General features: G+C 73.4%; 9 protein-coding genes and 2 tRNA genes. 5 read left to right on the top strand and 6 right to left on the bottom strand.

What is annotated here, in order from left to right:
* Positions 1–65: 65 nt before the first annotated feature.
* The 3 genes from ACEPPI_RS37765 to ACEPPI_RS37755 all read right to left on the bottom strand — a co-directional run bounded on the left by ACEPPI_RS37765 (position 66) and on the right by ACEPPI_RS37755 (position 1,646).
* Positions 66–153: transfer RNA gene (locus ACEPPI_RS37765), tRNA-Leu, on the bottom strand.
* 193 nt (positions 154–346) lie between these two features.
* Positions 347–434 (bottom strand) — tRNA-Leu (locus ACEPPI_RS37760).
* Positions 435–704: 270 nt separating this feature from the next.
* Positions 705–1,646, bottom strand: coding sequence for a beta-ketoacyl-ACP synthase III (locus ACEPPI_RS37755; protein ID WP_373919784.1), 942 nt, complete (start codon positions 1,644–1,646; stop codon positions 705–707).
* 206 nt (positions 1,647–1,852) lie between these two features.
* Here ACEPPI_RS37755 and fdhD point away from each other — a divergent pair, with 206 nt between their 5' ends.
* Positions 1,853–2,695 (top strand): formate dehydrogenase accessory sulfurtransferase FdhD, encoded by an 843-nt coding sequence (gene fdhD / locus ACEPPI_RS37750; protein ID WP_373919783.1) that lies wholly within the window; start codon positions 1,853–1,855, stop codon positions 2,693–2,695.
* Positions 2,696–2,708: 13 nt separating this feature from the next.
* Here the strand turns inward: fdhD and ACEPPI_RS37745 are convergent, their stop codons facing one another.
* Together ACEPPI_RS37745 and ACEPPI_RS37740 are read right to left on the bottom strand one after the other, a co-directional pair.
* The gene (locus ACEPPI_RS37745) at positions 2,709–3,134 is read right to left on the bottom strand and encodes a (2Fe-2S) ferredoxin domain-containing protein (RefSeq protein WP_373919782.1); all 426 of its coding nucleotides are present in this window, start codon (positions 3,132–3,134) and stop codon (positions 2,709–2,711) included.
* A 9-nt stretch (positions 3,135–3,143) separates the two neighbouring features.
* Positions 3,144–4,196, bottom strand: a complete 1,053-nt coding sequence (locus ACEPPI_RS37740; protein ID WP_373919780.1) for a bile acid:sodium symporter family protein — start codon at positions 4,194–4,196, stop codon at positions 3,144–3,146.
* Between the two features lie 150 nt (positions 4,197–4,346).
* On the opposite strand from ACEPPI_RS37740, the gene ACEPPI_RS37735 reads away from it, so the two are divergent.
* Entirely contained in the window at positions 4,347–5,198 is an 852-nt protein-coding gene (locus tag ACEPPI_RS37735; protein ID WP_373919779.1) for a LysR substrate-binding domain-containing protein, read from the top strand.
* Positions 5,199–5,318: 120 nt separating this feature from the next.
* Here ACEPPI_RS37735 and ACEPPI_RS37730 read toward each other — a convergent pair whose 3' ends face one another.
* A complete protein-coding gene (locus ACEPPI_RS37730; RefSeq protein ID WP_373919778.1) occupies positions 5,319–5,561 on the bottom strand; it encodes a hypothetical protein in 243 nt (80 codons plus the stop codon).
* A 113-nt stretch (positions 5,562–5,674) separates the two neighbouring features.
* Between ACEPPI_RS37730 and ACEPPI_RS37725 the strand changes: the two genes are divergently transcribed.
* From ACEPPI_RS37725 to ACEPPI_RS37715, 3 genes are all read left to right on the top strand, one after another.
* On the top strand, positions 5,675–7,498 hold the full coding sequence (locus tag ACEPPI_RS37725; protein ID WP_373919785.1) for a long-chain fatty acid--CoA ligase: 1,824 nt from the start codon (positions 5,675–5,677) through the stop codon (positions 7,496–7,498).
* 136 nt (positions 7,499–7,634) lie between these two features.
* Complete coding sequence (locus tag ACEPPI_RS37720; RefSeq protein WP_373919777.1) at positions 7,635–8,906, top strand: ABC transporter substrate-binding protein; 1,272 nt, start codon at positions 7,635–7,637, stop codon at positions 8,904–8,906.
* Between the two features lie 9 nt (positions 8,907–8,915).
* Positions 8,916–10,880: ABC transporter permease (locus ACEPPI_RS37715; protein ID WP_373919776.1), on the top strand; the 1,965-nt coding region annotated here is incomplete at its 3' end.

The raw sequence follows: 10,880 nt of genomic DNA, 5'->3' as shown, positions 1-10,880 counted from the left end.
CCCCCCCGCCCCGCCCCCGCGCGCGGGCCCCCCCCCCCGACCGGCTCTGCCAGGTCGTTTGACCATGGTGTCCGAGGGGGGACTTGAACCCCCACGCCCGATAAAGGGCACTAGCACCTCAAGCTAGCGCGTCTGCCATTCCGCCACCCGGACCGGGTGATGCCTCCGCAGGGTGATCCCCGCAGCGACACGGACAACCTTATCAAGGGCTGAGAGCACTGTTGACCAGGGCTTTCCACCCTGGATCGAGCGTCCTCCCGCCGGCGGGGGTCTCTTCTTCGGGTACGCGGCCGGTCGCACCATCGCCCGGAAACGCAAAAGAACCCCACCGGAGTGGGGTTCCTGCTGGTGTCCGAGGGGGGACTTGAACCCCCACGCCCGATAAAGGGCACTAGCACCTCAAGCTAGCGCGTCTGCCATTCCGCCACCCGGACCAGGTGATCGGCCCCGGTTTCCCGCGGCGACATGGACAACAATAGCAAAGGATCTGCGGGGTTCCGACCACTTATCCGGGCGGCCACCGGTCCGACGCGCCGCGCTGACCTGCGGGCATGCGCGGGCGGCGACGGCCGGCGATGGCGAGACGAGGCGTCTCGGAAAGTTGCGGGTGCGGCCTGCCCGGAGCCGTCGCGGTACGGGGCGGGAACGAGCGAGGCCCGCCCCGGGCGGGGCGGGCCTTGCTCGTGCGTACGGGTGCGCCGCGGTCAGGGGCAGTGGATGACCTGGCCGGCGTAGGAGAGGTTGCCGCCGAAGCCGAAGAGCAGGACCGGGGCGCCGGAGGGGATCTCGCCCCGCTGGACCAGCTTCGAGAGGGCCATCGGGATGCTGGCCGCCGAGGTGTTGCCGGAGTCGACGACATCGCGGGCGACGACGGCGTTCACGGCGCCGATCCTGGCCGCGAGCGGCTCGATGATCCGCAGGTTCGCCTGGTGCAGGACGACCCCCGCCAGGTCCTCGGGGGTGATCCCGGCCTTCTCGCAGACCTTGCGGGCGAGCGGCGGGAGCTGGCTGGTGGTCCAGCGGTAGACGGACTGGCCCTCCTGCGCGAAGACCGGCGGGGAGCCCTCGATGCGTACGGCGTGGCCCATCTCCGGCACCGAGCCCCACAGGACGGGGCCGATGCCCGGCTCCGGGCTCGCCTCGACGACGGCCGCGCCCGCGCCGTCGCCGGTCAGCACGCAGGTGGTGCGGTCGGCGTAGTCGGTGATCTCGGTCATCTTGTCGGCGCCGATGACCAGGGCGCGGGTCGCGGCGCCGGCCCGGATCGCGTGATCGGCGGTGGCCAGGGCGTGGGTGAAGCCCGAGCAGACGACGTTGATGTCCATCACCGCGGGCGCTCCGCCCATGCCCAGCTTCGCGGCGACCCGCGCGGCCATGTTGGGGGAACGGTCGATGGCGGTGGAGGTGGCCACCAGTACGAGGTCGACGTCGTCCGGGATCAGACCGGCATTCGCGAGGGCCTTGCCGGCGGCCTGGTAGGCCAGCTCGTCCACGGGCTCTTCGGGGCCCGCGACGTGCCGGGTCCGGATGCCGACACGCGACCGGATCCACTCGTCGTTGGTGTCGACCATGGCCGCGAGGTCCTCGTTGGTGAGCACTTTCGCGGGCTGGTAGTGCCCTAGCGCCACCACGCGTGAACCGGTCATGGGCGGAATCTCCCTCTGTACGGCGGTCAGGAATTACCCAGCTTCTCCTGCTACCGGTGGGTACGGGTGCGCGTGACCCGACAGGATTCCTGCACCGGAATTTGGAGAATTCCGAGCAACTTCCTGCCGGGAGCCCCGTGGGCCACGAATCCGCGAGAATGTCCTCGTCAAGAGCACGACGAGCACGGAACGGGTGGCTGATCGCCATGGGACGGGTCACCGAGCGGCGCCGGGTCGTAAGGATCCGGGGCGGGGCGGTCGGGGCGCGCCCCGACACGCTGGTCGCGGAGGAGCCGCTGGAGATCCGGCTCAACGGCAAGCCGCTGGCCATCACGATGCGCACCCCGGGTGACGACTTCGCACTGGCGGTGGGCTTCCTCGCCAGTGAGGGCGTGGTCGCGCACGCCTCGGACGTCCAGGCCGTCACCTACTGCGAGGGCGCGACCGAGGACGGTTCCAACACCTACAACGTGGTCAACGTGCAGCTGGCGCGCGGAGTGCCGGTGCCGGACATCACACTGGAGCGGAACGTCTACACCACCTCCTCCTGCGGTCTGTGCGGCAAGGCCAGCCTGGACGCGGTCCGTACGGCGACCCGTTTCCCGGGTCTCGCCGCCGACCCGGTACGGGTGACGGCCGGCCTCCTCGGCGAGCTGCCGGACCGGCTGCGTGCGGCGCAGAAGGTCTTCGACCGCACGGGCGGGCTGCACGCGGCCGGGCTGTTCTCGGCGGAGGGGGAGCTGCTCGACGTACGGGAGGACGTGGGTCGGCACAACGCCGTGGACAAGATCGTCGGGCGGGCCCTGCAGGCGGGGCGCCTGCCGCTGGCCGGTGCGGTGCTGCTGGTGTCGGGCCGGGCCTCCTTCGAGCTCGCGCAGAAGGCCGTCATGGCCGGGATCCCGGTCCTGGCGGCGGTTTCGGCGCCGTCCTCGCTGGCGGTGGACCTCGCCCTGGAATCCGGGCTGACCCTGGTGGGCTTCTTGCGGGGCCAGAACATGAACATCTACGCGGGCGAGCACCGCATCGTCCTGCCCGCCGGGCCGCAGTAGGCGCGCCGGCCTCCTAGCGGCGGCGGCCCCGGCGCGGGGTGGTGGGTTCCTTCGGGGCCGGGGGGTCGATGCGGTGCAGGTCCAGGGTGGCGGGGAGCGGGGTGCTGCCGGGGCCGCCGGACCGGGCCCAGTCGATGATCTCGTCCGTCGCGGTGTCGTCGAGGGCCCAGCCGAACCAGACGGCCCGGGCGCCCCGGCTCCGGGCCTCGCTGGTGGGCTGGACCACGATCACGTTGGCCTGCGCGCACGGTCCGAGGCAGTCGCTGGTACGGACCGCCAGTCGGCCCCCGGACGCGTCGGCGGCCTCCCGCAGCCGGGCGAGCTGGCCGGCGTGGTCGGAGCCGGGGTTCTTGCGGGGGTCCCCGCAGCAGCAGCCGCGGCAGACCACCAGGGTGCAGGGGCGCGGGGCGTGGGCGGCGAGCGGGCGTATCCAGGTCACCGCCGCACGTTACCGGCCCTGCGGGGCCGGGTGTTGGGCCGGTGGCGAGACCTCCGCCACACGCCCTGCGGGGAGTTCGCTCCCGAGGGCCTCGGGGTCCTGGGCGCGGCGGCGGGCCAGGACCGCGCAGACCATCAGCTGCATCTGGTGGAAGAGCATCAGCGGCAGCACCGCGAGTCCGGCCTGGGCGCCGAACAGGACGCTGGCCATGGGGAGTCCGGCGGCGAGGCTCTTCTTCGACCCGGCGAACTGGATCGCGATCCGGTCCTCGCGGCCGAATCCGAGGCGTCCGGCCCCGTACCAGGTGACGAGGAGCATCACGGCGAGGAGTACGGCCTCCACCGCCAGCAGCGCGCCGAGGTGCGGGAGGCTGACCCGGTGCCAGACCCCGGCGGCCGTGCCCGCGCTGAAGGCGGCGTAGACGACGAGCAGGATCGAGCCCCGGTCGACGTAGCCGAGCACCTTCTTGTGGCGGACCAGGAAGCCGCCGACCCAGCGGCGCAGGGCCTGGCCGAGGAGGAAGGGCAGCAGCAGCTGGACGACGATCTTGAGGAGGGAGTCCGGGGAGAAGCCTCCCGCGTCGGCGCCCAGCAGGCCGGCGGCGAGGAGGGGGGTGAGGACGATGCCGGCGAGGCTGGAGAAGGAGCCGGCGCAGATCGCGGCGGGGACGTTGCCCCGGGCGATGGAGGTGAAGGCGATGGAGGACTGGACGGTCGAGGGGACCAGGCAGAGGAAGAGCAGGCCGCTGTACAGGGGCTCGGTCAGCAGGGTGGGGACGAGAGCGCGGGCGGCCAGGCCGAGGAGCGGGAAGAGGACGAAGGTGCAGGCCAGCACGGTGACGTGGAGGCGCCAGTGGCGCAGCCCGTCGAGGGCCTCGCGGGTGGAGAGCCGGGCTCCGTAGAGGAAGAAGAGCAGGGCGACCGCGCCGGTGGAGGCGCCGTCGGCGACGGTGGCGGCCGGGCCCCGGGCCGGGAGCAGCGCGGCGAGGCCCACGGTGGCGAGGAGCGCCAGGACGTACGGGTCCAGGGGGAGCCGGGCGGGGAGGCGGGGGCGGCGTCGCATGGGCGGTGTTCACTCGCTGTGGGTCGGGGCGGGGGGCCGCAGGGGAGCTGGAAGCGGAGGGGGTCCTCCGTTCATGTTCGCGGGTGCGCGGTCATCGGGAAACACGCACACCGCACTGACTGCCATCACGAAGCGCAATAGGCTGGATCCATGTACGACCCCGTTCAGCTGCGGACCTTCCTCACGGTGGCCCAGACGCTCAGCTTCACGCAGGCCGCCGCCCGGCTCGGCGTACGGCAGTCCACGGTCAGCCAGCACGTGCGGCGGCTGGAGGGGGCGACGGGGCGGACGCTGTTCGTCCGGGACACGCACAGCGTCGGGCTCACGGAGGACGGCGAGGCGCTGCTGGGTTTCGCGCGGACCATCCTGGAGGCGCACGAGCGGGCGGCGGCCTTCTTCACCGGGACGCGGCTGCGGGGGCGGCTGCGGTTCGGGGCCTCGGAGGACTTCGTGCTGACCCGGCTCCCGGAGATCCTGGAGGGGTTTCGCCACGAGCATCCGGAGGTGGACCTGGAGCTGTCGGTCGAGCTCTCGGGGATCCTGCACGAACGGCTGGACGCGGGGCGCCTCGACCTGGTCCTGGCCAAGCGGCGCGGGCCGCAGGACGAGCGGGGGCGGCTGGTGTGGCGGGACCGGATGGTGTGGATCGGGGCGGAGGGGGTGCGCGTGGACCCGGAGCGTCCGGTGCCGCTGATCGTGTTCCCGCCGCCGGGCATCACCCGGGCGCGGGCCCTGGAGGTGCTGGAGCGGGACGGGCGGGCGTGGCGGATCGCATGTACGAGCGGGAGCCTGAGCGGTCTGATCGCGGCGGCCCGTGCCGGGCTCGGGGTGATGGCGCACACCCGGGGGCTGATCCCGCCGGGGCTGGTACGGGTGGGCGGGCTGCCGGAGCTGGGGCCGGTGGAGTTCGCCCTGCTCCAGGGGCGGCGCCCGACCCCGGCGGCGGAGGCGCTGGCGGCCGCGGTCCTGGCGGGCGGCGACCGCCTCAGCCGGCCGGCGTAGTTCCGCGGCGGGGGCGGGCTTCCGGGGCTTCGCGGGCTTCCGGGGGCCGTCCGCGGGCTTCGCGGACTTCCGGGAGACGTCCGCGGGCCTTCCCGGGGCCTCCCGCGGACGTCCCGGGGGCTATCCGGACAGCCCCTCGCGGGCCTGGAGGTCACGGGGGCGGGGCTGGACCTCGAAGGGGGTGTCCCAGGTGTACGGGGTGGTGCCCGCCGGCAGGCAGTTGTCCTCACGGACCGTTCCGAGGCCGTCGCAGTGCTCGGCCCTGAGGGTGACGAACACGGTCGAGGTGTGCGCACCGACGGTGAGCGCCTTGAAGGGCGGTGAGGCGATCCCGGCCGTGGCGAGGAGCCGGGGACGGTTCAACGGCCGGCGGGGCACGCGGGCCCGGGGGGATCTTGTGGAGGTTTCCGCGGGGGTGCCGGGGGGCGGGGCCGGTGGGGTAGCGTCGCGGCGCTCGGCAGGAGAGGAGCGGAATGTTGCGCGAGTTCGGCGTTCCACCCGTGGTCACGGGCCCTGCGGTCGGCGGACTGGCCGACTGCGTCTTCCAGTACGCCGGGGAGGAACCCGAACGGGTGGTGCTCGGGCGCAAGGTGGACGGCATCTGGCGGGACGTGACCTCCGGGGAGCTGGCCGCCGAGGTGCTGGCGCTCGCCAAGGGGCTGCTGGCGCAGGGGATCCGTTTCGGGGACCGGGTCGCCGTGATGTCCCGCACCCGCTACGAGTGGACCCTGTTCGACTTCGCCCTGTGGGCGATCGGCGCCCAGCCCGTCCCCGTCTACCCGACGTCCTCGGCGGACCAGGTGCACTGGATCCTCTACGACTCCGGCTGCGCCGGCTGCGTCGTGGAGGACGAGGACCAGGCCATGACGGTCGGCTCGGTGATCGAGCGGCTGCCGGGGCTGCGCCTGCTGTGGCAGCTCGACGCGGGGGCGGTCGGGGAGCTGGTGGAGGCGGGCCGGTCGGTGGACGGGGACGTGGTGCACCGTCACCGCCGGGCCGTGACCCCGGACGCGGTCGCCACCGTCATCTACACCTCGGGAACCACGGGCCGGCCCAAGGGCTGCGTGCTCACCCACGCGAACTTCATGTTCGAGGCGGACACCCTGGTGGACCGCTGGGAGTCGGTGTTCCGGGCCGGACCGGACGAGCAGCCGTCGACGCTGCTCTTCCTGCCGCTGGCCCACGTCTTCGGGCGGATGGTGGAGGTGGCCGCCGTACGGGCCCGGGTGAAGCTGGGGCACCAGCCGGTGCTCGCCGCCGCCGAACTGCTGCCGGACCTCGCGGCCTTCCGGCCGACCTTCGTGCTGGGGGTCCCGTACGTCTTCGAGAAGGTGTTCGCGGCGGCCCGGCGCAAGGCGGAGGCGGAGGGGCGTCGGGGTCCCTTCGACCGGGCGGTGGAGACGGCGGTGCGGTACGCGGAGGCGCGCGAGCAGAAGGCGTTCGGTACCGGGCCGGGGCCGTCGGCGGGGCTTCGGATGGAGCACCAGCTCTTCGAGAGGCTGGTGTACGGGAAGGTGCGCGAGGCACTGGGCGGCCGGGTCCGGCACGCGATGTCGGGCGGGTCGGCGATGTCACGCCGGCTGGGGCTGTTCTTCGACGGCGCCGGGATCACGGTGTTCGAGGGGTACGGGCTGACGGAGTCCTGCGCCGCCGCCACGGCGAATCCGCCGGGGGCGACGAAGTACGGGACGGTGGGGCGGCCGATCCCCGGCAGCACCGTGCACATCGCCGACGACGGGGAGGTGTGGCTGCACGGCGCGCACGTCTTCTCGGGATACCTGAACGACCCCCGGGCCACGGAGGAGGTGTTGCGCGACGGCTGGCTGGCGACCGGGGACCTGGGGCGCCTGGACCGGGACGGGTACCTGACGATCACCGGGCGCAAGAAGGAGATCCTGGTGACCTCCAACGGAAAGAGCGTGGCGCCGGCCGCCCTGGAGGAAAGGGTGCGGTCGCATCCGCTGGTGTCGCAGTGCGTACTGGTGGGCAACGACCGGCCGTTCATCGCCGCGCTGGTGACACTGGACGTGGAGGGGATGGCGCACTGGCTGTCGATGCGCGGGCTGCCGCAGCGGCCCGCGGAGCAGCTGGTGGGCGACCCGGAGCTGGCGGCGGAGGTGCGGCGGGCGGTGGTGGCCGCCAACACGCTGGTCTCGCAGGCCGAGGGGATCCGGGCCTTCCGGGTGCTGCCGGGGCAGTTCACCGAGGAGCGCGGGCTGCTGACGCCGTCGCTGAAGCTGAAGCGGCGGGCGATCGAGAAGGCGTACGCGCGGGAGGTCGCGGAGCTCTACCCGTCCTGAACCGGACCCCGGGAGCGCCGCGCGGAGAACCTCCCCCACCGATCTGACGACCCATCACTTCATTGCGTCACCGATATTGACGGTCCGTCAGGTCGCGCACAGAATGCGGGGATTCCTACCGGAGGGGATCCTCACCATGTCGCGAACCGTCCGCGCCCTGGCCGCCGCAGCGGCCGCCCTCGCGCTCGTCTCCGCCTGCAACTCCGCCTCCACCTCCCACGGCCCCGCCCCCGACGGCCCGGGGAGCGCGGCCGGGAACACCCGCGGCGTGAGCGCGGACTCCGTCAAGGTGGGCGGCATCGTCTCGATGACCAGCGCGAGCGGATACAGCAAGAAGGACACCGACCTCGGGGCCAGGGCCCGGTTCCTGAGGGCCAACGCCGAGGGCGGCGTCGCCGGGCGCAGGATCGACTACATCGGCGCGGAGGACGACGGCCAGGATCCGGGCAAGAACCTGGCCGCCGCCCGCAAGCTGGTCCAGCAGGACAAGGTCTTCGCCGTCTCCCCCATGAGCTCGGTGACCTTCTCCGGCGCCGACTTCCTCGAACAGGAGAAGGTCCCCACCTTCGGCTGGGGCACCCTGCCGTCCTTCTGCGGGCCGCAGTACGTCTACGGGTTCAACGGCTGCCTGGTCCCCTCCCCCGGCGGCACCCTCAACCAGACCTGGCCCGAGGGCATCGGCCAGGTGCTCGGCGGGGCCCGGGGCAAGTCGGTCGCGATCATCGCCAACGACAGCGACGCCGGGAAGTTCGGTATCCGCACCTTCCGGCAGGGCTTCGCCGCCGCCGGGTTCACGGTGTCCTACGCCAAGGCCTCCGTACCCGCCACGGCCGTGCCCAGCGACTGGTCCGCCTACGTCAAGGAGCTCCTGGCCGGCGCCGACGGCAAGGCCCCGGACGCCGTGGTCTCCGTCATGCAGACCCCCAACAACATCGGGTTGTTCACCGCGCTCAAGCGGGCCGGCTACCGGGGGGTGCTCACCGATCCCACGGACTACGACCCGGGGCTGCTCGCCAAGGACGCCACCAGGCAGGCCCTCGACGGGGTGTACGTGCTGCTCCAGTTCCAGCCCTTCGAGTCCGCGGACCCGAAGATGGAACGGTTCAAGGCCGACATCAAGGCGGCGGCGAACGGACAGGACGTACCGCTGAACATGCACATGCTGACCGGCTACATGTCGGCCGACCTGTTCCTGTCCATCGCGGCGAAGGCGGGCCGCGACCTCACCGTGGAGTCCTTCCAGGCCGCCGCCCGGGGCTTCTCCGACACGGGGACCCTGGTCGGCGACCGGTCGGAGCCCAAGGGCCAGAAGGACAGCTTCGGCTGCGGCGCGCTGGTGCGGCTGAAGGACGGGGCGTACGAGGTGGCCGTGCCGTTCGCCTGCCACGAACCCATCCCCTTCAAGTAGGGGCCCGCCATGGGGGATCTGCTCGTCTTCGTGCTGAGCGGCCTGGTCTCCGGGGCCCTGTACGCGCTGCTGGCCACCGGGCTGGTGCTGTCGTACTCGGCGTCCGGGCTGTTCAACTTCGCCCACGGGGCCACCGCCTACCTGAGTGCCCTGGTCTTCTACGAACTGCACTCCGGGCTCGGCTGGCCCACGGTACCGGCGGCCCTGCTGGTGGTCTGCGTACTGGCGCCCGGACTCGGGTGGGGGCTGGACCGGCTGATGTTCCGGCGGCTCGCGCGGGTCGGGGAGAGCGCGCAGATCGTGGCGACCATCGGCCTGCTGGTGGCGCTGCCCGCCGCCGGACTGTGGGCGGTGGAGCTGCTCGCCGACGCGGGCGCGCCGGTCAGGCCGGCGGAGAACCAGTTCGGGCTGCCGGGGGTCGGGCCGAGCCCGGCGAGGTCGTGGCGGCTCGCGGACGGCGTCGGCGTCGACTCCGACCAGCTGATCACCTGGGTGGTCACGGCGGTGGTGGCGGCGGCCCTGTGGGTGCTGCTGCGGCACACCCGGCTGGGGCTGCGGCTGCGGGCCGCCGTGGACGACCGGTCCCTGACCGAGCTGCGCGGGATCAGCGCCGACCGGCTGTCGTCGGTCGCGTGGATGATCGCGTCCGGGCTGGCGGGGCTCGCCGGGGTGCTGGCGACCCCGCTGCTGGGGCTGTCCGCGCACGACTTCACCCTGTTCCTCTTCGTGTCCGCGACGGCGGCGGTGATCGGGCGGTTCGCGTCCGTGCCGCTGGCGTTCGCGGGCGGGCTGGGGCTGGGGGTGCTGCAGAACCTCGTCGCCGGGTACGCGTCCTTCGCCGAGTCCGTCACCGGGTTCAGGACGGCGGTGCCCTTCCTGATCCTGTTCGGCGGGCTGCTGGTGCTGACCCGGCGGGCGCGGACCGCCGGGGTCGTCCCGGCCGACGCGCCGTCGCCGGACCATCTGGCCGGGGCCCCGTGGGGGCGGCGGTGGGGGGCGTGGACGGCCGGCGCCGGGCTGCTGTGCGTGGCCCTCTACACCGTCACCACCCCGTTCTGGAGCGGGTTGCTCGCGCAGGGACTGGCCGTCGGCCTGGTGTTCCTGTCCTTCACGGTGGTGACCGGACTCGGCGCGATGGTCTCCCTGGCGCAGGCCACCTTCGTCACCGCCTCGGCACTCGTGGCGGGGCTGCTGATGAGCCGGGGCTGGCCTTTCGTGGCGGCGCTGGCGGTCGGCACCTGCGTGGCCGCCGTGCTGGGGGCGCTGGTCGCGCTGCCGGCGCTGCGCCTCGGCGGACGGTCGCTGGCGTTGGCCACCCTGGCGCTGGCGTTCCTGGCCGACCAGGTGCTGTTCCAGATGCGGTGGCTGCGGGGCGGGGACGCCGGGTGGGCGGTGCCGAGGCCCGTGGTCGGGCCGGTGGACCTCTCCGACGACCGGGCGCTGGGGGTGGCTCTGGTGGTGCTGATCGCGCTGGTGGCGGCCGGGCTCGGCGCGCTGCGGAACTCGCCGTCGGGGCGCGCGATGCTGGCCGTGCGGTCGGCGCCGGCGGCGGCGATGGCCTCGGGGGTGTCCGTGCTGCGCACCAAGCTGCTGATGTTCACCCTGTCGGCGGGGCTGGCGGGCTTCGGGGGCGTGATGTACGCCTCGTACAACACCCGGATCACGGCCACGGACTTCACCGCGATGACGGGGCTGGTGTGGCTGGCGGTGGTGGTCGCGGCGGGCGTGCGGAGGCCGCCGTACGCGGTGGTGGCGGGGCTGGTGTACGCGGTGGCCCCGCGGCTGCTGTCGGACTGGGTGACGGAGTCGGCGCACCTGCCGGTGATCCTGTTCGGGCTGGCCGGACTGGCGCTGGCCAACGACCCCGACGGGTACTGCGCGGCCGTCCCGCTGCGCCGGGCCGAACGCCGGGCCCGTGCCGGGGGCGGCCTGGCGGCGGCTCCCCGGGGCGGGGCGGCGCCCACACCCCCGTCC

Origin of the sequence: Streptomyces sp. AB3(2024) (assembly GCF_041862025.1) — a bacterium.
Lineage (GTDB): Bacteria > Actinomycetota > Actinomycetes > Streptomycetales > Streptomycetaceae > Streptomyces.
This window is presented reverse-complemented; position numbering and strand designations above follow the sequence as displayed.

Excerpts from the sequence above, each read along its gene's own strand:
- ACEPPI_RS37755 (WP_373919784.1), bottom strand. The coding sequence starts at position 1,646 with ATGACCGGTTCACGCGTGGTGGCGCTAGGGCACTACCAGCCCGCGAAA.
- fdhD (WP_373919783.1), top strand. The coding sequence starts at position 1,853 with ATGGGACGGGTCACCGAGCGGCGCCGGGTCGTAAGGATCCGGGGCGGG.
- ACEPPI_RS37740 (WP_373919780.1), bottom strand. The coding sequence starts at position 4,196 with ATGCGACGCCGCCCCCGCCTCCCCGCCCGGCTCCCCCTGGACCCGTAC.
- ACEPPI_RS37735 (WP_373919779.1), top strand. The coding sequence starts at position 4,347 with ATGTACGACCCCGTTCAGCTGCGGACCTTCCTCACGGTGGCCCAGACG.
- ACEPPI_RS37720 (WP_373919777.1), top strand. The coding sequence starts at position 7,635 with ATGTCGCGAACCGTCCGCGCCCTGGCCGCCGCAGCGGCCGCCCTCGCG.